The sequence below is a fragment of the Acidovorax sp. T1 genome (assembly GCF_002176815.1).
Lineage (GTDB): Bacteria > Pseudomonadota > Gammaproteobacteria > Burkholderiales > Burkholderiaceae_C > Acidovorax.
Genome location: NZ_CP021648.1, coordinates 2,196,322 through 2,221,183, shown reverse-complemented (window position 1 = coordinate 2,221,183; position 24,862 = coordinate 2,196,322). Strand labels below are relative to the sequence as shown.

Annotated in this window: 13 protein-coding genes, 1 tRNA gene and 2 pseudogenes; 14 read left to right on the top strand and 2 right to left on the bottom strand. The window is 65.0% G+C overall.

Features of this window, described 5'->3' with window-relative positions; translation table 11 throughout:
- Positions 1–95: 95 nt before the first annotated feature.
- The 3 genes from imuA to CCX87_RS10275 are packed head-to-tail and all read left to right on the top strand — an operon-like array spanning position 96 to position 5,725.
- Complete coding sequence (gene imuA, locus CCX87_RS10285; protein ID WP_143218351.1) at positions 96–971, top strand: translesion DNA synthesis-associated protein ImuA; 876 nt, start codon at positions 96–98, stop codon at positions 969–971.
- Positions 934–2,460: a hypothetical protein gene (locus CCX87_RS10280; protein ID WP_087746044.1), complete on the top strand. Its 1,527-nt coding sequence runs from the start codon at positions 934–936 to the stop codon at positions 2,458–2,460. Before imuA ends, CCX87_RS10280 begins: the two co-directional genes overlap by 38 nt.
- A gap of 4 nt (positions 2,461–2,464) precedes the next feature.
- On the top strand, positions 2,465–5,725 hold the full coding sequence (locus tag CCX87_RS10275; protein WP_369825264.1) for an error-prone DNA polymerase: 3,261 nt from the start codon (positions 2,465–2,467) through the stop codon (positions 5,723–5,725).
- Positions 5,726–5,917: 192 nt separating this feature from the next.
- On the opposite strand, the gene CCX87_RS10270 is transcribed toward CCX87_RS10275, so the two are convergent.
- The gene (locus CCX87_RS10270) at positions 5,918–8,110 is read right to left on the bottom strand and encodes an AsmA family protein (protein WP_087746040.1); all 2,193 of its coding nucleotides are present in this window, start codon (positions 8,108–8,110) and stop codon (positions 5,918–5,920) included.
- A 129-nt stretch (positions 8,111–8,239) separates the two neighbouring features.
- Between CCX87_RS10270 and CCX87_RS10265 the strand changes: the two genes are divergently transcribed.
- The 9 genes and pseudogenes from CCX87_RS10265 (at position 8,240) to CCX87_RS10225 (ending at position 20,044) form a co-directional block, all read left to right on the top strand.
- Positions 8,240–9,148, top strand: coding sequence for a pseudouridine synthase (locus CCX87_RS10265; protein WP_087746039.1), 909 nt, complete (start codon positions 8,240–8,242; stop codon positions 9,146–9,148).
- A 106-nt stretch (positions 9,149–9,254) separates the two neighbouring features.
- A tRNA-Gly gene (locus tag CCX87_RS10260) sits at positions 9,255–9,328 on the top strand.
- A gap of 302 nt (positions 9,329–9,630) precedes the next feature.
- A complete protein-coding gene (locus CCX87_RS10255) occupies positions 9,631–12,972 on the top strand; it encodes a site-specific DNA-methyltransferase (protein WP_087746037.1) in 3,342 nt (1,113 codons plus the stop codon).
- 10 nt (positions 12,973–12,982) lie between these two features.
- Positions 12,983–14,143, top strand: a complete 1,161-nt coding sequence (locus CCX87_RS10250; RefSeq protein ID WP_232476378.1) for an AAA family ATPase — start codon at positions 12,983–12,985, stop codon at positions 14,141–14,143.
- A gap of 2 nt (positions 14,144–14,145) precedes the next feature.
- A complete protein-coding gene (locus tag CCX87_RS10245; protein WP_087746033.1) occupies positions 14,146–14,748 on the top strand; it encodes a hypothetical protein in 603 nt (200 codons plus the stop codon).
- Between the two features lie 6 nt (positions 14,749–14,754).
- Positions 14,755–17,622: a BPTD_3080 family restriction endonuclease gene (locus CCX87_RS10240; RefSeq protein WP_087746031.1), complete on the top strand. Its 2,868-nt coding sequence runs from the start codon at positions 14,755–14,757 to the stop codon at positions 17,620–17,622.
- A gap of 2 nt (positions 17,623–17,624) precedes the next feature.
- Positions 17,625–18,173 (top strand): hypothetical protein, encoded by a 549-nt coding sequence (locus CCX87_RS10235; RefSeq protein ID WP_087746029.1) that lies wholly within the window; start codon positions 17,625–17,627, stop codon positions 18,171–18,173.
- Positions 18,174–18,541: 368 nt separating this feature from the next.
- Positions 18,542–18,745: pseudogene (locus CCX87_RS10230) on the top strand (sulfurtransferase); the annotation flags it as partial.
- 108 nt (positions 18,746–18,853) lie between these two features.
- Positions 18,854–20,044, top strand: a pseudogene (locus tag CCX87_RS10225) (YeeE/YedE family protein).
- 97 nt (positions 20,045–20,141) lie between these two features.
- Here the strand turns inward: CCX87_RS10225 and CCX87_RS10220 are convergent.
- Complete coding sequence (locus tag CCX87_RS10220) at positions 20,142–21,632, bottom strand: NAD-dependent succinate-semialdehyde dehydrogenase (protein WP_087746026.1); 1,491 nt, start codon at positions 21,630–21,632, stop codon at positions 20,142–20,144.
- Positions 21,633–21,783: 151 nt separating this feature from the next.
- On the opposite strand from CCX87_RS10220, the gene CCX87_RS10215 reads away from it, so the two are divergent.
- On the top strand, positions 21,784–22,071 hold the full coding sequence (locus tag CCX87_RS10215) for a PepSY domain-containing protein (RefSeq protein WP_087748283.1): 288 nt from the start codon (positions 21,784–21,786) through the stop codon (positions 22,069–22,071).
- Positions 22,072–22,204: 133 nt separating this feature from the next.
- Positions 22,205–24,826: an alanine--tRNA ligase gene (alaS, locus tag CCX87_RS10210; protein WP_087746024.1), complete on the top strand. Its 2,622-nt coding sequence runs from the start codon at positions 22,205–22,207 to the stop codon at positions 24,824–24,826.
- The last annotated feature ends 36 nt before the right edge of the window (positions 24,827–24,862 follow it).

The following is a 24,862-nucleotide window of genomic DNA, read 5'->3' as shown; positions in this document are numbered from 1 at the left end:
AATTTCCTTCCCATCAGTTGCGGCGGCATTTGGCCCAGGGCTAAAAATACTGGTTATATTTACAGTGTTTTATTTTCTCAAGCCCCTGTACCGCCATGCCTGCACCACGCCTTTCCCTGCGGGTTGCGTTCGATCTGCCGTCTGCCGTGCCCGGTGTCTGGCATGCGGACACGCTGGGTTCGGGCCCGCAGAAGGTGCTGCCCACGGGGTTTGCGCAGCTTGATGCGCAACTGCCGGGCGGTGGCTGGCCCGTGGGGGCGTTGAGCGAGGTGCTGCAGCCCATGGCGGGCCTGCACGAGTGGCAGCTGGTGCTGCCCGCACTGGCGCAGGCTACGGCCCGGCGGGTGGGGGCCGTGGTGGTGGTGGCACCACCGTGCGAGCCTTTTGGCCCGGCGCTCAAGGCGCAGGGGCTGTCGGCCGAGCGCTTGTGCCTGGTGCGGGCCGATAGCGCCAAGGCCGCGCTCTGGGCGGCCGAACAGGCGCTGCGCTGCCGTGATGTCCTGGCTGTCATGGCCTGGTTGCCGCAGGCACAACCTGCGGCCTTGCGCAGGCTGCAATTGGCAGCGGCGCAGCAACAGCAGTTGCTGTGGGTGTTTCGCCCGGTCAGTGCCGCTCAGCAGGCGTCGCCGGCCTTGTTGCGGCTGCAGGTGCAAGGGCTGGCCCTGCCGAGCGATGCCGCCGCATCGCCCGGCATGCAGGTGCAGATCCTCAAGCGCCGGGGGCCGCCTTTGGCGCAGGGGCTGGATCTGCCAGGCTGCCACCCCAGTCTGGCGCAGGTGCTGGCGGCGCAGGCCGAGCGCCGGCGCGCAGCGCAGTGGATCGCCAATGCCCTGGTGGTGCGCCGCAATGCAGCGCCGGACCTGGGGGCACCCGCGGCGCTGCCGGTGCGTCCGGCGCTGGCGCCTGGGATGGCAGGGCCAGAGAGGAGGGGCCATGCACTGGATCGCGCTGCCGTTGCCCTGGTGCGGTGAGCCCGCAGCACCTTCGGGCGCAGCGATGCACGCCGCAGCGGCTGGCTGGTGGGCCTTGCGCTTTACGCCGCGCGTGGCACTGGTGGATGGCGAGGCGGTGCTGCTGGAGGTGTCCACCACCGAGCGGCTCTGGGGCGGGCGCAATGCCTTGCTGGCGCAGGTGCTGCAGGCCTGGGCCGACGCATCCGGCGGGCTGCCGGATCACCCCGCCACCAGGGAAGCGGGGGCACAACCGCCCGGCACGCAGGCGGTGTGGGGCTGCGGGCGGACGGCTTTGGTGGCGCAGGCCTGGTTGCGCATGGCGCAGGCCGGGCGCGCGCCTCCGGTGCAGAACGTGAACGATTTGCCCTTGCACACGCTGACCGCCCTGCGCCCGCATGGGGCCAGCCTGGAGCGCATGGGATGCCGCACCTGGGGGGCGTTTCGGGCGCTGCCGCGTGCCGGGGTGGCCAGGCGTTTTGGGGCCAAGGTGCTGCGGGTGCTGGACCAGGCGCTGGGCGATGCCCCTGAAGCCCACGCCTGGCTGGAGCTGCCCGAGCAGTTTGCGCTGACCGCCGAGCTGCCGGCACTGGCCGCATCGGCCGATGCACTGCTGTGGAGTGCCAGCCGCTGCCTCACGGTCCTGCAGGGCTGGCTGCAGGCGCGCCAGCAGGGCGCACTGGCGCTGGAGCTGGCCTGGCACCATGACCTGCGGCGCATCGATGGCGTGGCCATTGCCCCCACGCAGGCCCTGCCGGTGCGCACCGCCCAGGCCACGCAAGACATGGCGCACCTGCGGCGCCTGTTGTCTGAAAACCTGGCGCGCACGGCGCTGGCGGCGCCTGTCAACCAGATCACGCTGCGCCTGCTCGAATCTGCCCCGTTGCCACACCGCAGTGCGAGCTTGCTGCCGCCTGGGGATCGCGGGGGCGGTGGCTGCGACGAGCCGGGTGGCACACCCGGCGAGGCCTTGCACCAGTTGCTTGAGCGCCTTTCGGCCCGCCTGGGAGCCGACCATGTGCTGGCCCCCGTGCTGCAGGCCGACCACCGGCCCGAGCGCATGCAGCAGTGGTGCCCTGCGGCCGAGGTGCTGGGCCAGGACCGCGCGCACCCCGGCACCCATGCCACAGGCCCAAATGCACCCGATGCCACCCTGTGGCCCACCTGGCTGTTGCGCCCACCCCGGCGGCTGGCGGTGCAGGGCAACCGCCCCTGCCACCACGGCTTGCTGCGCTTGCTGGCGGGGCCGCACCGGTTCGAGGCGGGCTGGTGGTCGGCCGCAGACGAGGGCGCTGGCGACCCGGCCCACCCCTGTGCGGGCCTGGCGCTGCGCGACTATTTTGTGGCGCACAACGATGTGGCGGGGCTGGTGTGGGTGTTCCGCGAGCGGTTGGCGCCGCAAGCAGGCGGCTCGGTGCAAGAGGGCGGAATGCAAAAGGGCGCGGTGCAAAGGGGCGTGACGTCGGCCGCGCAGCCGCACCGCTGGTTCCTGCACGGCATCTTTGGGTGAGGCCATGGCGTCTGTCTCCATGCCGTCGGCAATGTCCGCTCCATCGGGGGGCGCCATGCCATCGCCTGCGCCTTTGCCGGGTTATGCCGAGCTGCATTGCCTGTCCAACTTCAGTTTTCAGCGCGGCGCCTCCCACCCGCAGGATCTGGTGGCCCGTGCTGCCCAACTGGGTTACCAGGCCCTGGCGCTGACCGATGAGTGCTCGGTGGCGGGTGTGGTGCGCGCCTGGGAGGCCGCCAAGGAATGTGGCCTGCACCTCATCGTGGGCAGCGAGTTTGTGTGGGGCGACCTGCGGCTGGTGGCGTTGGCGCGGGATGCGCAGGGTTGGGGCAATCTGTGCGAGTTCATCACCGCAGCCCGTGCGGGGGCGCCCAAGGGGCAATACCACGTAGGCACCGCCAGCCCCTTTAGCCTTCTGGATGGGTGCGAGCTGTTGCTGGCCCCTTGTCGCGAGCGCTTTGATGCTTCTGATTTTGTAGCTGTCAGCGCTTGTGTATCAAGCGCAAGAGGTCAATTTTGCTCAAATTTTGATGGTCGCCTCTGGCTGGCGGTCGAGCTGCACCTGGCCCCCGACGACAGCCTGTGGCTGGCCACGCTGCAGCGCGCGGGTGCTGCGCTGGGCCTGCCGCTGGTGGCGGCGGGCGATGTGCACATGCACGCCCGCTCGCGCAAGCCGCTGCAGGACGTGATCACCGCCGTGCAGCGTGGGTGCAGCGTGGCCGAATGCGGCTTTGCCCTGCAGCCCAATGCCGAGCGCCACCTGCGCCAGCGCGTGCGCCTGGCGGGCATCTACCCGCCCGAGTTGCTGGCCGCCACGCTCACGGTGGCAGGGCGCTGCCACTTCAGCCTCGACGAGATCAAGTACCAGTACCCCCTGGAGACGGTGCCAGAGGGCATGACACCCGCTCAGGCCCTGGCCTGGCTGGTCGAGGCCGGTGCCACAGGCTTTTACCCGCAGGGCGTGCCCGCCACCATTGGCGCACAGATCCGCAAGGAGCTTGCGCTGATTGCGCACTGCCAGTACGAGATGTACTTCCTCACGGTGCACGACATCGTGCGCTTTGCGCGCAGCCGGGGCATCCTGTGCCAGGGGCGGGGCTCGGCCGCCAACTCGGTCGTCTGCTATGTGCTGGGCATCACGGCGGTTGCTCCGGAGGATTCGCACCTGCTGTTCGAGCGTTTCATCAGCAAGGAGCGCAGCGAGCCACCCGACATCGATGTGGACTTCGAGCACGACCGTCGCGAGGAGGTCATCCAGTACATCTATGCCAAATACGGCCGTGACCGCGCCGCCATCACCGCCGTGGTCACCACCTATCGCACGCGCAGCGCCCTGCGCGATGTGGGCAAGGCGCTGGGCGTGGCACCCGCATTGGTGGATGCCTTTGCCAAAGACCACCACTGGTTTGACGAAGGCATTGCCACCGACCGCCTGCAGGAACTGGCCCAGGCGGTGGGGGTGCCCCTGCACTGGCACACCGCCGCGCTGTGGCTGGAGCTGGCCGCGCAGCTCAAGGGCTTTCCGCGCCACCTGAGCCAGCATGTGGGGGGCTTTGTGCTCACGCAGGGCAAGCTCACGCGCCTGGTGCCGGTGGAGCCCGCGAGCATGGAGGGCCGCAGCGTCATCCAGTGGGACAAGGACGACCTGGACACCATGGGCCTGCTCAAGGTCGATGTGCTGGCGCTGGGCATGCTCAGCGCGCTGCGCCGCTGTTTGGACCTGCGCGCTGTGCTGCGCGGCGAACGCTGGCTGCTGCACGACATTCCGCGCGAGGATGCAGCCACCTACGACATGGTCTGCGCCGCCGACACCGTGGGCGTGTTCCAGATCGAAAGCCGTGCGCAGATGAGCATGCTGCCGCGCCTGCAGCCACGCGTGTTCTACGACCTGGTGGTGCAGGTGGCCATCGTGCGGCCCGGCCCCATCCAGGGCGGCATGGTGCACCCCTACCTGCAGGCGCGCGAGCGCAGGCGCAAGGGCGAGCCGCTGCAGCTGGAAAAGCCCGAGCTCGAAGCCGCCCTGGCCCGCACCCTGGGCGTGCCGATCTTTCAGGAACAGGTGATGCAGATCGCCATGATTGCAGCGGGCTTCAGTCCCGGCATGGCCGATGACCTGCGCCGGTCCATGGCCGCCTGGAAGCGCAAGGGCGGTGTGCACCGGTTCGAGCGCCCGCTGATCGACGGCATGGAGGCACGCGGCTATCGCACCGAATTCGCCCAGGCCATCTTTCAGCAGATGCTGGGCTTTGGCGAATATGGCTTTCCCGAAAGCCACGCGCACAGCTTTGCCTTGCTGGCCTATGCCAGCAGCTGGCTCAAGTGCCACGAACCCGCGTGTTTTCTGGCCGCGCTGCTCAACTCGCTGCCCATGGGCTTTTACAGCGCCTCTCAACTGGTGCAGGACGCCCGCCGCCACGGTGTGCGCGTGCTGCCCATCGACGTGACCTGCAGCGATATGGATTGCACGCTCGAAGGCCCGGAAGAGCGCCTGCGGCCCGCCAAGGGGCTGCCCACGCCGCTGCTGCCGCAACCGGCCGTGCGCTTGGGCCTGTGCCTGGTCAGCGGCCTGCACGCCAGCGCCACGCAGCGCCTGGTGCAGGCCCGGGCCGCTGCGCCTTTCACCAGCACCGAAGACCTGGCCTTGCGGGCGCAACTGAGCCAGCAAGACCTGCAGGCCCTGGCTGCGGCCGATGCGCTGGCCAGCCTTTCGGGCCACCGGCGCCAGCAGATGTGGGAGGCCGCCGCGCAACACAGCGCGCCGCCCTTGTGGCGCGATGTGCCGGTGCACGAAGCACCACTGGCGCTGCCCGCCGCACCCGAGGGGGAAGAAATATTGTTCGACTACGCCGCCACCGGCCTCACCCTGCGCCGCCACCCGCTGGCCCTGCTGCGCCCGCGCCTGGTGCGCTGGCGGTTGCAGACCGCGCTGCAGCTGCACAGCGCACCCAACGGCCGCAAGGTGCGCGCCTGCGGCATCGTCACCGTGCGCCAGCGCCCTGGCACGGCCAAGGGCACGATGTTTGTCACGCTGGAGGACGAGACCGGCCCCGTCAACGTGATCGTGTGGCCCGCACTGGTCGAGACCTGGCGCAACGCGCTGCTGCGCTCGCAACTGCTGGCGGTGGAGGGCGTGTGGCAGTGCAGCCCCCATGGCCCCGACGGCCAGGCCGTGGTGCGCCACCTGGTGGCCCAGCGCTTCAGAGACCTCACACCGCTGCTCGGGCGCATGGCGCAGGCGCTGCAGGGCAGCCGGGATTTTCATTGAGAGGAGGTCAAGGGTCGCAGGTCGCTTTGACGATCTCGCGGGAAGCGTTCGCCCTCGTGACGGCCGCTGGTGGCATGCAGCTCTTTTGCCGAAATTTTACTGAAAATGGTCTATGGCGCTTATGGGTAAAGCGCTAGCAGCTATCAAAAAAAGAGCGATATGGCGCGGATATCGCCCCGCTACGGGCGCTTTTCAGCGCGCTGCAGGCGGGGCAGGCGCTGCGGGTTGCCCCGCACGGCCCGCCTTCACCGGCTGCGTGGCCTGCGCCAGCAGGGGCGCACACTGCGCATCGTCGTCGGCGCCTGGCACCGTCACGGGCAACAGCGCCAGCGCCGCTGGGGCCGCCACCACCGCGGCGATGGCTGCGCCAGCGCGCAGCAGCAGGGGGCCGGGTTCCACGCCCACATCGGGCTTGGCAAAGCTGCCGCGCACATACAGCGGGGTGCGCAGCGAGAAGAACTTCCACTGCAGCGATTCGGGCTTGATGTGCAGGTCCAGGCGCTCCTGCGCCATGTTGATGGTGCCGCTGGCGTCCACAATGGCCTCGTTGGTGCTGAGCTTGCCGGTGCGCACCGTGGCCACGCCTTCGCGCACGGCCAGGTCGGCCACCGCGCAGCGTAGCTGCACTTCCTTGTCGTCGCCAAACAGCTTGGCCACCACGATGCTGCCCACGTTGAGCGCTGCGCGGTTGAGCAGTTCGCGGCTCAGGGTGCCGTCGCGCACATACAGGCGGGCCTCGCCGCTGCTGGTGCCCAGCCATTGCGCCACCGAGTTGCCTTTGCCGTTGAGTGCCATCGCGCCGTCGAGCCGGCCCAGGCTCTTTTTGGTGAGTTCCACCTCGGGGAAGAGCGCGGCCAGCCGCAGGTTTTGCACCCGCGTGTCCAGGCGCGCGGTCAGCGGTTTGCTGCGACTGTCCAGCACCACCTTCGACTCGATCTGGCCCTTGGCCACGCCGAAGTGCAGCGGGTCCAGGCGCAGCACGGCATCGCTGAGCAGGGCGTGCACGCTGAGGTTTTCCAGCGGCAGGCTGCCGGGCCGGATCACGCGCTGCCCCGAGAATTTCAGGTCCATGTCCATGGCATTCCAGCGGTCGGTGGCAAACGGGGCATCGGGCAGCACCTTGCCGCTGCGCCCCGCCTTGGAGGAGGGCGTGGAGGCCGTGCCAAGCACGGGCCCCAGGTCCGCCAGGCGCAACTGCCGGGATGTGATGCTGCCCGAGAGCTTGCCGCGCGGCGCGCCCGACACAAAGCGCAGGTTGCCATGCAGGTCGCTCTGGCCCACGGTGCCGGTGAAGTCGCGGTAGTCCCACACCACCCTGCCTGGGTGCAGGCTGCCTTGCAACCGGCCCCGGGTCTGGAACGCGGGGGTGTTGGGCAGCACCAGGCCGGTCAGCGCATACAGGTCGGCCATGCTGGCGCCCTTGAGCATCACCTGCAGGTCCATGCCCGACAGCGCGCCGGGGTTGGCCAGAATGCCTTGCACGGCGGTCTCCAGGCGGCCGGCTTTGGCGGTGAATTGCACCGGGTAGTTCACCTCCTTGTCGCGCAGCGTGAGCACCGGGCCTGCCTGGCCCTGGCCCTCGATGCGGGCCTTGCCCAGGGTGCCTTTCAGGTCAAAGCGCACGCCGTAGACCGGGGCGGTGGCTGGGCTGGCAGTTGGGGATGCGGAGGCCGAAGCGGGCGTTGCCGTGCTTTCTGCCGCGGGGGCTTGCGCCGTTTTGTTGATGGTGTCGATGTGTGCGCTCAGGTCCAGGTCTCTGCCCACATCCGCGTAGGTCAGTTGCCCTTGGCGCACTACCAGCTGATTGATGTCCACCGTCCAGCGCGGCGTGAGGTCGTCGGGCGCGCGCTGGGGCTCGAAGGTCCAGTTGTTGCGGCCATCGCCGAGGCGGGCCAGGGCCACGTCGGGGCCCGTGAGTTCCAGGGTGTCGATGGCCACTTCGCGCGCCAGCAGGGGCCAGAGCTTGAGCGATGCGCGTGCCATCTCGGCGCGGGCCATGGGCCGGGGTTCAGCGGCCTTGCCGGGCCGGGCAAAACCGGGTGGGTCTTGCATGACCAGCTGCGTGCCTTGCAGCGTGATGCCCGGCAAAAATCGGCGCCAGCCATTGTCCAGCGTCTGCGGCCATTGCCAGGTGGCCGAAAGATCGCCTTCCACCGCAACGTGGCGGCCGGTGGCATCGCTCAGGGTCTGGTTCAGCCAGGGTTTGGCGCGGTTCCAGTCGAACTGGGTGAGCACGATGGCGCCGATCACCACCAGCCCGACCAAGCCGCCTGCCACACCCAAGGCCCAACGCGGCCAACGGCGGCGACGCGGTGATGGGGGTGGCGCGGGCGGCAAGGGCGCCGATGCGGGCACGGTTTGGGGAGCAGTCTGTGGTTCTGTCATGGAGGCGTCATGCTAGCCCGCAGCGCGCGCCTTTGGCCCGATTCTGCGCCGCAAGGGCGTATTGGCGCAGTTGTCCTACAGCCCGCGCACGGACCTGCAGGCGTCGCAGCCTTCTAAAATCCGCACGCCATGCACAACCCCCACCATCCCCACGTTCTGCCCGTGCGCGACGGCGTGAGCCCCAGTTGCGTGGTGCTGCCCACGCGCGGCCAGGGCAGCATGCTGGACTTTCTGGCGCAGCGCTTGCCAGCGGTGACGCGCGATCAATGGTGCCAGCGCATGCGGGCGGGCGATGTGGTGGACGAGCGCGGTCGGCCTGTGCTGCCCGAGCGGCCATTCGAGGGCGGCCTGCGCCTGTACTACTACCGCAGCCTGCCGGCGGAGCCGGTGCTGCCGTTCCTTGAGACGGTGCTGTACCAGGACGAGCACCTCGTGGTGGCCGACAAACCGCATTTCATGCCCGTAACGCCCTCAGGCCGCTACCTGCACCACACGCTGCTGGTGCGGCTCAAGCGCCGGCTCGGGCTGCCCGAGTTGTCGCCACTGCACCGCATCGACCGCGACACGGCCGGGCTGGTGCTGCTTTCGGTGCAGCAGCGCACACGCGGTGCCTACCAGGCCTTGTTCCGCGATCGCCAGATCACCAAGCACTACGACGCGATTGCGCCCTGGCGCGCGGATGTGTCCTTCCCCCGCGACCATGTCAGCCGCCTGGAAGAAAGCCCGCAGTTCTTTCGCATGCACGAAGTGCCCGGCGAGCCCAACAGCCACACCCACATGCAGGTGCTGGAGGTGGCGGGTGGCTGGGCGCGTTACCGGCTGTCACCCATCACCGGCAAGCGCCACCAGTTGCGGGTCCACATGGCCGCGCTGGGCTTGCCGCTGCGCAATGACCCGTTCTACCCAGTCGTCAACGATCCGCCCGAGGGCGACTATTCGCGGCCGCTGCAATTGCTGGCGCGCGCGCTGGAATTTACCGATCCGCTGACGGGAGCGGTGCGCCACTTCGAGAGCGAGCGGCGTCTGGCATTGCCCTGAGCGGTGTGGGCGCGGTCGGCGCATAGCCCCGGCTGCCTCCGCATAGGTCAAACTCGGCAGTGATCGTCGCAATGCGCCGTTGGCGATGCCTATAATGCGCGGCTATGCGGGTGTAGTTCAATGGTAGAACGGCAGCTTCCCAAGCTTCATACGAGGGTTCGATTCCCTTCACCCGCTCCAAATTGCCATCTCGCAAGGCATCAAGCCACCCCACAACCCGTTGACTCTATTGGAGCAACGGGTTTTTTGTTGTCTCACGCGACTTCATTGACTAGCATGACATACCAACTCGTTGTTGGCAGTTATGTTGGTAGGCGACTGGTAACAGCTTTTGCCAACAAGCCAAATACCAGCACACCTATCCTCAACCATCCTGAGTCTTCGCCGGTGTATGGGCCATTGAGTGAATTTCTGAAACGGGCTTTGGGTCGTAATGTCCTGCTATAACTTCCCCCTTATCGAGATCAGAGGGGATGGGGCGAATGACCAACGAACAACAACAGCTGCAAACGCTGTTGCTCAACCTGCTGCCGGCAGACCACACCACCGTGGGCAACATCACGCTGCTAGAGCAGTTTTTGGCTGCTGCCACCGCCGCAGGACACAAGCCGCCAGCCATCGAAGACGACTTCAAAACTGCACGCGAGGCACTGGTGGCCGCGGGCCTGGCCGTCAAAGGCAAAGGGCGCGGCGGCGCCACTGCCCGGGCCACCGGCGCGGCACGCCCCGCGTTTGCGCTCGATGCCCCAGCAGTACCAGCGCCCAATGCCTCCGCCGCAGCCGTCAAGCAGGCCAAGCCCGCTAAAGCCAAACCCACGCCCAGCCAGATTGACACCGGCGACGCCCAGGTGCTGGCCTACCGCCACCCCGACCGGCGCAAAAACAACCCCGAAGTGGGCCTGGTCAACACCGAAAGCGACCCCGAGCAGCCCAAAACCGCCTGGGCCTACGACCCCCACCTCGACCCGGCCCTGCAGTTCGACAGCGCCCGCGCCCAGGCAGATAGCCTGATTGCCGACGCCCTGGCCGGCAACGACCCCGCCGCCATGCGCCACGCCCTGCAAACGCTGCAACGCATGGGTGCGCCCTATTTGCAATGGACGGGCAAGGCCGAGCGCACTGCGTTTGAGGTGGACACCGTGAGCCTGCATGTGCACGAGCGCATTGACGCCATGAGCATTTTGAGCAGCGTGGGCAAGCGCCAAAACGCTAGCAAATTAGTAGCTGCTGGCGCAAGTGGAACGGGCGCTAGAGGCCAAAAACACCAAAACTTTTTCCAGCCCGGCCTGTTTGAGGCGCCGTTCGAGAACGTGCCCCTGCGCTCGGCGCTGGACTTTTACAAACACGACCGCGGCTGGGCCAACCGGCTGGTGGCGGGCGACAGCCTGCTGGTGATGAACAGCCTGCTGCAAAAAGAAGGCATGGCCGGGCAGGTGCAGATGATTTACATCGACCCGCCCTACGGCATCAAGTACGGCAGCAACTTCCAGCCCTTTGTGGGCAAGCGCGACGTGAAAGACCGGGCCGATGCGGATTTGACGCAAGAGCCCGAAATGATCAAAGCCTTCCGCGATACCTGGGAGCTGGGCATTCACTCGTATTTGACGTATTTGCGCGACCGGCTGCTGCTGGCGCGGGATTTATTGAGCGAATCGGGCAGCGTGTTTGTGCAGATTTCGGATGAAAACGTGCACCTTGTGCGAAATCTGATGGACGAATTATTCGGCGTACAAAATTTCGTTTCTCAAATTGCATTCACAACGACAACAAGTGAAAAAACCAATCGTGTCGCTGGCATTTGTGATTACTTGGTGTGGTACGCGAAGGATGAAAGTTCCGTTAAATTTCGACCAATTTTTACCGAGAAAGAATTGGGCGGAGAAGGTGGTTCAAAGTACCGATCCATTCAAATGCCAAATGGTCGCGTGCTCACAGCCAAGGAAGCAGAAGGAGATTCAGATTTTTCAGATGGCAGGGCATTTCGTCTGGACACGATCACATCTCAACGGCCTGGCGGGCGATACCAAATTGAACTAAACGGTCAAAAATTTAATCCGGAACCCGGATATTGGAAACCCAGCGAAACAGGTTTTGGCCGCTTATTACTCGCAAATCGTGTCCGCATTGAAGGGAAGCGCCCGGCATATGTGCGCTACTTCAACGATTTCACGGGCTATCGAATTACCAACGTATGGAATGATCTTTCCGGGGTTCAAAGTCGAAGCGACTCCAAGGTTTATGCAGTTCAAACACCTGCGACGCCTATCGAGCGCTGCATATTGATGACCACCGACCCCGGCGACTTGGTGCTAGACCCCACCTGCGGCTCCGGTACCACGGCCTATGTCGCCGAGAAATGGGGCCGCCGCTGGATTACCTGCGACACCTCGCGCGTGGCCATCACGCTGGCCAAGCAGCGGCTGATGACCGCCAGCTTTGATTACTTCGCCCTGCGTTACCCCAACGAGGGGCTGCGGGGCGGGTTCATCTACAAGACCGTGCCCCACGTCACGCTCAAGAGCATTGCCAACAATGCCGAGATTGACGCCATTTACGAGCGCCTGCACCCCGGCATCGAATCTGCGTTGACCGCGCTGAACGCCGCGCTGCAAGCCCACGCCCCAGCCCTGCCCTTCCCCGTGACCGAAGGCGCACGCAAGGGCCAGAAGCTGGCGCTGGGCAGCAAGGGCCAGGACTTGCAGGAATGGGAAGTTCCGTTTGACCTGCCCGCCGACTGGCCCGCCGCGCTGCAAGCGCCGCTTGCGGCCTTCCACACCGCCCGCCAAAAAATGCAGGCCGAGATGGACCGCAGCATTGCCAGCAACGCCGACAGCGAAACCCTGTACGACCAGCCCGAGCGCGACAAGGCCAAGCTGCGCGTGTGCGGCCCGTTCACGGTGGAGGCCGTGCCCTTCCCCACTGTGCTATCACTTGAGGAGCTACCAGCGCAAGCGGGGCAGGCGCAAGCGGCCGATTTGGCCGATATGAGCCTGGCCCGCAGCGGCCACACCAGCCGCCAGCACACCTGGCGCGATGAGTTGCTGAAAACCGGCATCCGCGGCAAAGGCGGGCAAATGCTGCGCTTTGCCGAGCTGGAGGTGTTGCCCGGCACCACCAGCGTGCACGCCAGCGGCAGCCTGGTGGAATCGGACGAGGCCGGCGGTCTGGGCGGCGCGCGCGTGGTGGTGAGCTTTGGCCCCGAGCACGGCGCGCTGGAGCAGCGCCAGGTGGAGCGCGCGCTGAACGAGGCCAGCGAACTGTTCCCCCGCCCCAAGATGATCGTGTTCTGCGCCTTTGCCTTCGACCCCGAGGCGGCCAAGGACATCGATGCGCTCAAGGGCATCACCGCGCTGAAGGCGCAGATGAACACCGACTTGCTGACCGAAGACCTGAAGAAGGCGCGCAGCAGCAACCAGAGCTTCTGGCTCATGGGCCAGCCCGATGTGCTGCTGACGCAACTGCCCGATGGCCTGTGGCAGGTGGAGGTGAACGGCTTTGACTATTTCGACACGGCCAAGGGCGAACTGGTGTCGGGCGGCAAGGGCAAGATTGCCGCGTGGCAGCTCGATACCGACTACGACGGGCGCAGCCTGTTCCCGCACCAGGTGTTCTTCCCGATGGCGGGCAAGGACGAGGGCTGGATGAAGCTGAAAAAGGACATCCGCGCCGAGCTGGATACAGAGTTGCTGCAAGCCTTCACCGGCACCGTGTCGCTGCCGTTTTCGGCCGGTGACCACCGCATGGTGGCGATCAAAATCGTGGATGACCGGGGCATTGAGTCGCTGAAGGTGATGCGGCTGGATGCTTCGGCAACCTCGGCATAAGGAGAGCGCAGTGCTGATTTCAAGACTCAAACTACAAAACTGGCGCAACTTCAAAAAAATCGAGGTGGATTTGCGCGATCGGGTGTTCGTGATTGGGGCGAACGCTTCTGGCAAATCGAACCTGCTTGATGTTTTCCGGTTTTTGCGTGATGTGGCCAAACCCAAGGGCGGTGGACTGCAGCGCGCCGTGGAGGCGCGCGGCGGAATGACCAAGGTGCGCTGCCTGTTGGCGCGGCGCGATCCGGAGGTGCTGATCGAGGTCGATCTGGCAGAAAAAATAGATACGCCTGCCATCTGGCGTTACTGCCTGGCTTTTCGCAGCGAGGGCAAAGGCAAGCAGCGGGTGGTGGTCAGCAAGGAGCAGGTGGAAGATTTGCGCACAGGCGCCGTGCTGCTGGACCGCCCCCACAACCCAGAAGACCAGGCAGACCGTGAGCGCTTGACGGAAACCAGCTTGGAGCAAGTTAACGCCAACAAGGATTTTCGGGACATTGCGCAGTTTTTTGGCGCGCTGACCTATCTGCATCTGGTGCCGCAATTGCTCAAACATGCTGAGCTGGGCGCCACCGCTTTGCTGGAAGGCGACCCATTCGGTCAGTCGTTTCTGGAGCGCATTGCCAAAACCCAGGACCGCACCCGAGATGCCCGGTTGAAAAAAATCGAGTCAGCCCTTCGGGCCTGTGTGCCCAATATGCGCGACCTCAAATTCAGCCGGGACAGTGCCACGGGCACGCCCCATCTGGAGGCGCTGTACGAGCATTGGCGGCCCGATGCGGGCTGGCAGCGTGAAGACCAGTTTTCGGATGGCACGCTGCGCCTGCTCGGCATCATGTGGAGCCTGCTCGATGGCGGCTCTTTGCTGCTGCTGGAGGAGCCCGAGTTGTCGTTGAACGAGTCGATTGTTCGGCAAATTCCGCCCCTGCTGTGGCAAATGCAGCGCCAGGCCAAGCACCGCCGCCAGGTGTTTGTGACCACCCACAGCGAGGCCTTGCTGGAGCACAGCAGCGTGGACCCGCGCGATGTGCTGCGGCTGGTGCCATCGGCGGAAGGCACGCGTGTTGTGCCTGCCACCGCCCAAGAGTTGAAACTGGTAGCGGCAGGCTACAACGTGGCCGATGCCATGGTGCGCAAGGCGCCGCCGGGCGAGTTGACCCAGCTTTCCATTTTTTAACCATGACCGAGCCGCTGGAAATCGCCTTGGTGGTGGAAGACGTGTTGAGCCTGGTCTTGATGGAAAAGCTGCTGGCCCATTGCGGGCGCGGCTATACGGTGCTGCGGCCGCTGGTGGAGCGCGGGGTGGGCAATATTTACAAATCCATCGCCAAATACCGCAGCGCCAGCCGGGCTTTGCCACATGTGGTGCTGGTGGACTTGGACCAGAGCGCGTGCGCCCCGCAGCTGCGCGCGCAGTGGGGGGTTGCCAGCGTGCCCAAGTCCATGCTGTTTCGGGTGGCGGTGCGCGAGGCGGAGGCCTGGGTTCTGGCCGACCGGGAGGGTTTTGCTGGCTTTGCGGGCATACCCGTCAACAAAATTTCAGCGGCGCCCGAGTCTTTGGCCGACCCAAAGCAAGAGCTGATCAATCTGGTGCGGCGCAGCCGCAACAAGCGGCTGGCGGCAGAACTGGTGCCGGCGCAAGGCAGTGCGGTGTCCATTGGGCCGCTGTACAACGAACGCCTGGGCCAGTTTGTCCGTGAGGGCTGGAGTGTGGACGCTGCCATGGCGCACTCCCCCAGCCTGGCGCGCACTTTGAATCGCCTGCAAACCTTTATGAAGTGAAGCGTTTTGACCTCACCCACCTCCCTCATCATCAACTCGGCCTTCACCGAGCCGCAGCAGCACTGGGCCGAGAACGCTGACCGCACCCTGCGGCTGGAGCCTGCACGCCGCCCGGCGGGCTACGAAATCATCGACACGCGCGAGAACACGCGGCGGCAGGTTTCCATCCCGCTGGTGGATACCATCCGCGACCGGGTGCGCCAGTGGCGGGCTGATGGCTGGCCGGGCACCACGGCTGTGACGCTGGGTCTGCTGCAGCACTGGTGGGATGCAGACAAGGTGTCGCGCCGCCAGTACCCTTTCTACTTCTGCCAGCTCGAAGCCATCGAGACGCTGATCTGGCACCTGGAGGCGCTGCCCGAATACCGCCAGGGCATCTACATCCAGGGCGACGGCGGCGAGTTTGAGCGGCTGTGCAACAAAATGGCCACGGGCAGCGGAAAAACCACCGTGATGGCCATGATCATCACCTGGCAGGTGCTCAATGCGCTGACCTACCCCAAGTCGCCGCGCAAGTATTCGAGCGCCATCTTTCTGGTTGCGCCGGGCCTGACGGTGAAGTCGCGCCTGCAGGTGCTGATGCCCGGGCATGAGAACAATTATTACGACCAATTCGAGCTGTGCCCCTCCGAGGCACTGCGGCAAAAGCTCAACCGGGCCGACATCCTGATTGAAAACTGGCACACCCTGATGCCGCTGAAAGAGCAAGAGCGCTCGGTGGTGAAAAAGGGCAAGGAGAGCGACGAGGCTTATACCCGGCGCGTGTTGGGCACGCTGGCCAACGCCAAAAACCTGGTGGTCATCAACGACGAGGCGCACCATGCCTACCGCAAGCCCGCCGACATCAAGGTGAGCAAGGCCGATGCCGAGGCCTTTGGCATTGACCTGGACGAGGCAACCCGCTGGGTGGAAGGGCTGGACCGCATTCACAAAACACGGCGCATTGCGCGCTGCTTTGACCTGTCGGCCACGCCGTTTGCGCCCACGGGGCGTACCAACACCGAAGCGGGCCTGTTCACCTGGGTGGTGTCGGACTTTGGTCTGAACGATGCCATCGAGGCCGGGCTGGTGAAAACGCCGCGCGTGGTGGTCCGCGACGATGCCCTGCCCAACGCGCAAACGCTGCGCCCCAAGCTCTACCACCTGTACCGCGAGCCCGACGTGGCGGAAGACCTGAACCGCAAGGCCGAGGCCCACGAGCCCCTGCCTGCGCTGGTGCAGCAAGCCTACACGCTGCTGGGCGCCGACTGGCGCGCCACAGCTGCCGACTGGGCGGCGCAGGGGCACCTGTCGCCCCCGGTGATGCTGACGGTGTGCAACCGTACCGAGACGGCAGCGCGCGTGGAGCACTATTTCACCAAGGGCCACGCGCAGTGGACGGAGCTGCACGATGCCCACCGCACGCTGCGGGTGGACTCGAAAGTGCTAGAAAAAGCCGAGGTGGGCGAGGCGGCGTCAGCGGACAAGGATTACGACGCCCGTCTGCGCAGCATCGTGCAGGCCGCACGCATAACGCCCACGCACAAAGAGCGTTGGCAGGCCAGCAGCACCAAGAAAGAAGAAGTGCTGCGCGAGCTGGTGGATACCGTGGGCAAGTCCGGCCAGATCGGGCAAGACCTGCAGAACGTGGTGTCGGTGGCCATGCTGTCGGAGGGCTGGGACGCCAAGACGGTGACGCACATCATGGGGCTGCGCGCCTTTACCAGTCAGTTGCTGTGCGAGCAGGTGATTGGCCGGGGCCTGCGCCGCGTGGCCTACGACATCGACCCGGCCACGGGCCTGTACGCGCCCGAATTTGTGAATGTGTTTGGCGTGCCGCTGTCTGTGGCCATGCCACCCGGCGGCGAAGGCCCGCCGCCGCCGCCGCCCAAGCCCAGTGTGCAGATCAAGGCCCTGCCCGAGCGGCAAGTGCATGAGATCAAATGGCCCAACATCCTGCGGGTGGACCAGGTGGTGCGCCCGCAGCTGGTGGTGGAGTGGAGCAAGGTGCCGCCGCTGACAATTGACCCCGCGAAGGTGGCGCTGCACGCGGACATTGCCCCTGCGCTGGGCGGCGCAGCCGACTGGAGCCAGATCGTCACCATCGACCTTGAGAACTTGCCCGAGGAATTCCGGCTGCAGCGGCTGGTGTTCAAGGCAGCGCAGAAGGCGTTTGAGCAGTTGCAGCACCAGTTCAAAGGGCAGCGGGAATATCTGCTGTTTCAGTTGGTGCGGCTGGTGGAGGCGTTTCTGGCTTCCAGCAAGATCGATATTCCGTCTCTGTTCCACCAGGACTCGCTGCGCAAGCGGATTCTGTTCTCGATGCACATGGATGCCATCGTTCAGCACCTGATGGCCTATGTGATCGAGCAGAACACCTTGCGGCTGGAGGCGGTGTTTGACGGCGAGCGGCCGGTGGGCAGCACCCGTGACATGCGCACCTGGTACACCACCCGCGTGGCCGAGCCCACGCAGCGCAGCCAGATCAGCCACATCGTGGTGGACAGCGGGTGGGAGAAATACGCTGCGAATGTGGCCGAGACGCACTCAGACGTCGCAGCATGGGTGAAAAACGACCACCTGGGCTTCCACATCCTGTATTTGTGGAACGGCACCAAGCGCAAGTACATCCCCGATTTTCTGGTGCGATTCAAATCGGGCAAGACCTTGGTGCTGGAAATCAAGGGCGAGGATTCACCCCAGGACCAGGCCAAGCGGCGCGCAATGGACCAGTGGGTGCAGGCCGTGAATGCGCAAGGCGGTCTTGGCACCTGGGCGTGGGATGTCATCGTGGGCAGCATGTCTGCCATGCAAGACGTGATGGGCAAGCATGCCTCACAAGCAGAAATGGATGATGTTCGTCACCCAGAAAATTTAACCTCCGAAACGGCGTAACCATGTCTTTGCCCGACGGCCGCCTCAGCTGCACCGCGTGCGACTACCGTGGTTTTCTGGTATTCCGGCGCATCACACTGGCGTATCACTTTGCGGACGGGACCGCTGTCAATGGCCACCGTGAAATGCGTTGGTGCAGCGACTGTCGCAATCCCCGCGATGTGGAGGGTGCCCAACCAGCGATTGCCCCCCTGCAGACCGAACTGGACGCACTGAACGCCACCTTTGCCACCCCTGTCCATCGGATCAAGCGCTGGGTCTATCGTCTATTTGGTCAAGGCGCCGACACACTTCAAATGCGAGCAGATGAACTGCGCGGGCAGATCAAGCTGGCCGAGACTCGTGGGAATGAATGCCGCTGCCTGACTTGCGGAAGTGCAAGCACCCAACCCCTCAAGTTTGATGACAACGGGGTGTGCAGCGGGTTTCAGCATGAGTGCGGTGGGCACTTGCGGCTGGAACCGGTAGACATGGATGCGCCGCGATTCAACTACGGGCGCGAGACCATTCACCTGGATGAGGCAGGCCAGCGCATTCATTGGGGAGCGTAAGCGGCAGACATCTGCAGGATGCGAGTTGGCGGGCTTTTCAAGAGCGCGACACATGCGCAGTGTCACTAAATTCGCAGTCACGATGGAGGAGTCATGCAGCAAATGGACCTTTTGGAAACCGAAGCAGCCAGGCCTTGCTGGATCAGCTTCTCGCGGATTCACGGCTGTATCGAACAGGCAAAGACTACCGTGCGCTACTCGATTTTGTGATCCGGCTGCGCAACTTCGCACCGTTCAACGCGATGCTTCTTCAAGTTCAAAAGCCTGGGCTGATGTACGCAGCATCACGGCTAGATTGGCTGGAGCGGTTCAACCGCACCGTGAAGGATGGAGCACGGCCACTATTGATCCTGTGGCCGTTTGGCCCTGTCTACGCCAGCGTGGGCGTGGATGGCAGCCGGCCCATCATCACCTACTGCCGCATCGGCGAGCGTTCCAGCCACACCTGGTTCGCGCTGTCCAAGATCCTGGGCTACAGCGTGAAGAACTATGACGGTTCGTGGACCGAATACGGCAATGCGGTGGGTGTGCCTATCTCGAACCCGGCAGGCACCATCTGGGCTGCCAAGTAAGCAACACGCAATGGGGAAGAGGGCGCAACAGGGAAAAACACGTTGTGACTTTCGGTAGGGGGTCTCTTTTACAGCCCGCCTTTGTGCGGGCTTTTTTTGCGCAGGCTTATGACATTCAGGATCAACTTCACTTCTTTGGCGGCTGTGGCGCTGCTGGTGGCGCTGGGCGTGGCGGCCCAGGCTTTGCAGGGCCTGCCAGGCGGGCGCACGCTGGTGTTTGCGCTGGTCACGGGTGCGGTGCTGGGGCTGGGGCTGCAGCGCTCGCGGTTCTGCTTTTATTGCCATGCGCGCGACTGGTTTGAAGACCGCAATCCGCGCGGTCTGCTGGCCATCGTGCTGGCGCTGGCGGTGGGCGTGGTGTGCTACACCGTGGTGCTGGGCGGCTGGCTGCCGGTGCCCCAGCCTGGCAAGCTGCCGCCTGACATGCACATCGGCCCGGTGAGCTGGGTGCTGGTGGCGGCGGGCTTGTCGTTTGGCGCGGGCATGGTGGTGTCGGGCTCGTGCATCAGCGCGCACTGGTACCGGCTGGCCGAGGGCTCGGCGGTGTCGCCGTTTGCGCTTGTCGGCTCGGCGCTGGGCTTCATTGTGGGCTTCAAGACCTGGAACGCGCTGTACAGCCTGAGCGTGGCCGATGCGCCGGTGGTGTGGCTGCCGGCCCACCTGGGGTATGGCGGGGCATTGGCGGTGCAACTGGGTGGGTTGGGCTTGCTGGCGGCGTGGCTGTGGCGCGGCTTTGCGCGCGAAACTGCGGGGCCCCCACAGGCGCGTGTGGTGCGGCCCTTGCGGGCCGTGTGGCACAACCTGTGGGACGGGCGCTGGTGCTACTGAGTGGGCGGGCTGGCCGTGGGACTGATTGGCGCGTTTGCCATAGTGCGCATGCGTCCCCTGGGTGTGACCGCCACGCTGGGCAGTGCGGCGCGCCAGTGGGCGCAGGGGCAGGGGTGGATTCCCGATCGGCTGGACGGGCTTGACGGCTTTGCGGGCTGCGCGACTGCGCCACAGTCCACCTGGTTCACTCCCAATGCAATGCTGCTGGCAGGGCTGGTGGCGGGGGCATTCATTGCCGCCTTGGCAAGCCGCCAGTTTGCGCCGCGCTGGCCTACTGGGCGCGATGCGGCGCGGGGTCTTTTGGGTGGCGTGCTGTTGGGCTGGGGCGCCATGACGGGCCTGGGCTGCACCATTGGCACGTTGCTGTCGGGTGGCATGGCTGGGGCGCTGTCGGGCTGGGTGTTTGGGGCGGCGGTGTTCTTTGCGGTGTGGGCGGGCCTTGGTGTGAAGTCCGCCCTGGTCCGCAAATGACGTGGAATGATTTGAAGTGTTTTTGGCCGCTAGCGCTTATCCAGTAAGCGCTGGCAGCTATCAAAAATATATCAACGTCTCACCGGCCCTGTGCCGGTCACTTCTGAATGTCGCCCAGGCACAGGTACTTGATTTCCACGTAGTCGTCGATGCCGTAGTGCGATCCCTCGCGGCCCAGGCCTGACTGCTTAACGCCGCCAAACGGCACATGCTCGGTGGCCAGAATGCCCACGTTGATGCCGACCATGCCGTATTCGAGCGCCTCGCTCACGCGGAAGATGCGGCCCACGTCGCGGCTGTAGAAATAGCTGGCCAGGCCGAACTCGGTGGCGTTGGCTGCATTGATGGCTTCCTGCTCGGTCTTGAAGGAAAAGACCGGCGCAAAAGGGCCAAAGGTTTCTTCGCGCGCGCACAGCATGTCGGCCGTGGCACCTGCCACCACCGTGGGCTCGAAGAACTGGCCCGAGCCCAGGTTTGGTAGACGCTTGCCGCCTGCAACCACCTGGCCGCCCTTGGCAACGGCGTCATCGACATGGCGCTGCACCTTCACCAGCGCGGCTTCCTCGATCAGCGGGCCCTGGTTCACGCCGTCCTCGAAGCCGTTGCCGACCTTGGCGGTTTTCACTTTGGCGGCAAACTTGGTCACGAACTCGTCGTACACGCCTTCCTGCACGTAAAAGCGGTTGGTGCACACGCAGGTCTGGCCGGCGTTGCGGTATTTGCTGGCAAAGGCGCCTTCCACGGCGCTGTCGATGTCGGCGTCGTCGAACACGATGAAGGGCGCATTGCCGCCCAGTTCCAGCGACATCTTCTTCACGGTGGGTGCCGATTGCGCCATCAGGATGCGGCCCACTTCGGTGCTGCCGGTGAAGCTGATGTGGCGCACCACATCGCTGGCGCACAGTACCTTGCCGATGGCGATCGAATTGGCGGCGTCGGCACTCAGGATGTTGAGCACGCCTGCCGGGATGCCAGCACGCTGGGCCAACTCGGCCACGGCCAGGGCCGTGAGCGGGGTCAGCTCGGCCGGCTTGATGACCACGGGGCAGCCGGCTGCCAGCGCAGGCGCAACTTTGCGCGTGATCATGGCCAGCGGAAAGTTCCAGGGCGTGATGGCGGCGCACACGCCGATGGGTTGCTTCAGGACCAGCAGGCGACGGCTGTTGTCGAACTGGGGCAGGGTTTCGCCGTTGATGCGCTTGGCTTCTTCGGCAAACCATTCCACAAAGCTCGCGCCATAGGCGACTTCGCCCTTGGCTTCAGCAAGCGGCTTGCCTTGTTCGGCGGTCATGATGCGGCCCAGGTCGTCCTGATTTGCCATGAGCAGGTCGTACCACTTGCGCAGGATGATGCTGCGCTCCTTGGCGGTCTTGGTCTTCCAGGCGGGCCAGGCGGCGTTGGCGGCAGCAATCGCCGCCTCGGCGTCCTGCGGGCCCAGGTTGGCCACGTCGGCCAGTTTGAGGCCCGTGGCGGGGTCGTGCACGTCAAAACGGCTGGTGCCTGCCACCCATTGGCCGTTGATCAGGCCATCGGTCTTGAGCAGGGTGGGGTCATTGAGCTGGGCGAGGGGAGAGGTTTTGGTGTCCATGCTTGTCTCGTTTGGGCGGTTGGTGTCTAAGCGTAGCACCCGGCGAGTTTGGGCGCAGCGCAGGTTCATGGTGCGGCGTGTTCAGCCGATCTTCAGGGGGCGTTTTCACAATGATCCCCATGTCAATCCGGCATGCCAACAGGAGATGACCATGAAGACCCTTACCCTTTGCACCGCAGCCGCTGCACTGCTGCTGGGCACATCCGCTTTTGCCGATTCCCCATCGTGCACCGCGGGCCGCAATGACACCCGGTTGACGCAGGCGCAAATGCTGCAAAAGCTGGTGGATGCGGGCTACTCGATCGAGCGCTTCGCCGTCACCAAAGCCAGCTGCTACAAGATGCACGGCTGGGACAAGGACGGCAACCGCGTCGAGATCGTCCACCATCCGGTGGACGGCCGCATCGTGAAACTGGAAATGACGACCCAGCAGGGTTGACGGCGGGATTCGGGTTGGAGGCTGGGCATCAGGGCGGGGGGTGGGGGCGCGTGAAACCCCCTAAAATCCCCCGTTCGCCTGCTGGTAACAGCGCAGGCCTGCCGCAGCATCTCCGTTCGTGAAGAAAAAGCCCATGACCCCTACATTCACCGTTGCCGACATCCGCAAGTCATTTCTGGACTTTTTTGCCTCCAAGGGCCACACCATCGTGGCGTCCAGCCCGCTGGTGCCCGGCAACGACCCGACGCTGATGTTCACCAACTCGGGCATGGTGCAGTTCAAGGACGTGTTTCTGGGCACCGACAAGCGCCCCTACAACCGGGCCGTGTCGGTGCAGGCCTGCCTGCGCGCCGGCGGCAAGCACAACGACCTGGAGAACGTGGGTTACACCGCGCGCCACCACACCTTCTTTGAAATGCTGGGCAACTGGAGCTTTGGCGACTACTTCAAGCGCGAGTCGCTGAAATGGGCGTGGGAGCTGCTGACCGAGGTTTACAAGCTGCCTGCTGATCGCCTGCTGGCCACCGTGTACCAGGAGGACGATGAGGCCTACGACATCTGGACCAAGGAAATCGGCCTGCCGCCCGAGCGTGTGATCCGCATTGGTGACAACAAGGGCGGGCGCTACAAGAGCGACAACTTCTGGATGATGGCCGACACCGGCCCCTGCGGCCCCTGCAGCGAAATTTTCTACGACCACGGCGACCACATTGCCGGCGGCCCGCCGGGCAGCCCCGATGAAGACGGCGACCGCTTCATCGAGATCTGGAACAACGTGTTCATGCAGTTCAACATGGACGAAACCGGCGCGGTGACGCCGCTGCCCGCGCCCTGCGTGGACACCGGCATGGGCCTGGAGCGCCTGGCCGCCATCTTGCAGCATGTGCACAGCAACTACGAGATCGACCTGTTCGATGCGCTCATCAAGGCCGCTGCGCGCGAAACCGGCGAGACGGACCTGAACCACAAATCTTTGCGCGTGATCGCCGACCACATCCGCGCCACCGCGTTTTTGGTGAGTGACGGTGTGATCCCCAGCAACGAAGGCCGGGGCTACGTGCAGCGCCGCATCGTGCGCCGCGCCATCCGCCACGGCTACAAGCTGGGCAAGAAGACGCCGTTCTTTCACAAGTTGGTGGCCGACCTGGTGCGCCTGATGGGCGATGCCTACCCCTCACTGCGCGCGCAAGAGCAGCGCATCACCGAGGTGCTCAAGACCGAAGAAGAGCGCTTCTTCGAGACGCTGGCCAACGGCATGGAAATTCTGGACGCCGCCCTGGATGGCGGCGCCAAGGTGCTGCCCGGCGACGTGGCCTTCAAGCTGCACGACACCTACGGCTTCCCGCTGGACCTGACCAACGACGTGTGCCGCGAGCGCGACGTGGAAGTGGACGAGGCGGGCTTCAAGACTGCCATGGAAAAGCAGAAGGCCCAGGCCCGCGCCGCGGGCAAGTTCAAGATGGACAAGGTGCTGGAGTACACCGGTGCGGCCAACCAGTTCACCGGCTATGAACATCTGGCAGAGACTACAAAAATCATAGCTATCTACGTAGATGGGACAAGCGCTGCAGCCCTGAAAGCCGGTCAAAATGGCGTGGTGGTGCTGGACACGACCCCGTTCTACGCCGAAAGCGGCGGGCAGGTGGGGGACGAAGGCGTCATCACCAGCGGTTCGGCCCGTTTTGCGGTGGGCGACACCCTCAAGATCAAGGCCGATGTGTTTGGCCACCACGGCACGCTCGAAGAGGGCACGCTCAATGTGGGCGACACGGTGCAGGCCCAGGTCAACACGGCCGTGCGCGCCGCCACCATGCGCAACCACTCGGTCACGCACATCATGCACAAGGCCCTGCGCGAAGTGCTGGGCACGCACGTGCAGCAAAAGGGCAGCCTGGTCAATGCCGACCGCACGCGTTTTGACTTTGCCCACAACGCCGCCGTGACCGATGCCGAGATCCGCGAGATCGAGCGCCGCGTCAACGAAGAAATCCTGGCCAACCAGCCCACGCAGGCCCGCGTGATGGACATTGAATCGGCCCAGAAGACCGGCGCCATGATGCTGTTTGGCGAGAAATATGGTGAAACCGTGCGCGTGCTCGACATCGGCACCAGCCGCGAGCTGTGTGGCGGCACCCATGTGCAGCGCACGGGCGACATTGGCCTGTTCAAGGTGGTGGGCGAGGGCGGCGTGGCCGCTGGCGTGCGCCGCATCGAGGCCGTGACGGGTGCCAACGCACTGGCCTATCTGCAAAGCCTGGAAGACACCGTGAACCAGGCTGCCAGCACCTTGAAGGCACCGGTAGCCGAGCTGAACGCCCGCATTGCCCAGGCGCTGGAAAACGCCCGCACGCTGGAGAAGGAAGTCGCCGCGCTCAAGGGCAAGCTGGCTTCCGCCCAGGGCGACGAGTTGCTGACGCAGGCCGTCGAGGTGAAGGGCATGAAGGTGCTGGCCGTGGTGCTGCCCGGTGCGGACGCCAAAACCCTGCGCGACACCATGGACAAGCTCAAGGACAAGCTCAAGACCGCTGCCATCGTGCTGGCCGCTGTCGATGGCGACAAGGTGCAGATCGCCGCGGGCGTCACGGCCGACAGCGTGGGCCGCATCAAGGCCGGCGAACTGGTGAATTTTGTGGCCCAGCAGGTCGGTGGCAAAGGCGGTGGCAAGCCCGACATGGCCATGGCCGGTGGCACCGATGCGTCCAAACTGCCTGCAGCGCTGGCCTCGGTGACCGGCTGGGTGACCCAGCAGCTGTGATGGTGGGCGGCTGCGGCCGCTGATCCGGCGCCAACG

What these genes read in the sequence shown, in the direction of transcription:
- imuA (WP_143218351.1), top strand. Translation starts at nt 96, where the DNA reads ATGCCTGCACCACGCCTTTCCCTGCGGGTTGCGTTCGATCTGCCGTCT.
- CCX87_RS10280 (WP_087746044.1), top strand. Translation starts at nt 934, where the DNA reads ATGCACTGGATCGCGCTGCCGTTGCCCTGGTGCGGTGAGCCCGCAGCA.
- CCX87_RS10275 (WP_369825264.1), top strand. Translation starts at nt 2,465, where the DNA reads ATGGCGTCTGTCTCCATGCCGTCGGCAATGTCCGCTCCATCGGGGGGC.
- CCX87_RS10270 (WP_087746040.1), bottom strand. Translation starts at nt 8,110, where the DNA reads ATGACAGAACCACAGACTGCTCCCCAAACCGTGCCCGCATCGGCGCCC.
- CCX87_RS10265 (WP_087746039.1), top strand. Translation starts at nt 8,240, where the DNA reads ATGCACAACCCCCACCATCCCCACGTTCTGCCCGTGCGCGACGGCGTG.
- CCX87_RS10255 (WP_087746037.1), top strand. Translation starts at nt 9,631, where the DNA reads ATGACCAACGAACAACAACAGCTGCAAACGCTGTTGCTCAACCTGCTG.
- CCX87_RS10245 (WP_087746033.1), top strand. Translation starts at nt 14,146, where the DNA reads ATGACCGAGCCGCTGGAAATCGCCTTGGTGGTGGAAGACGTGTTGAGC.
- CCX87_RS10235 (WP_087746029.1), top strand. Translation starts at nt 17,625, where the DNA reads ATGTCTTTGCCCGACGGCCGCCTCAGCTGCACCGCGTGCGACTACCGT.
- CCX87_RS10220 (WP_087746026.1), bottom strand. Translation starts at nt 21,632, where the DNA reads ATGGACACCAAAACCTCTCCCCTCGCCCAGCTCAATGACCCCACCCTG.
- CCX87_RS10215 (WP_087748283.1), top strand. Translation starts at nt 21,784, where the DNA reads ATGAAGACCCTTACCCTTTGCACCGCAGCCGCTGCACTGCTGCTGGGC.
- alaS (WP_087746024.1), top strand. Translation starts at nt 22,205, where the DNA reads ATGACCCCTACATTCACCGTTGCCGACATCCGCAAGTCATTTCTGGAC.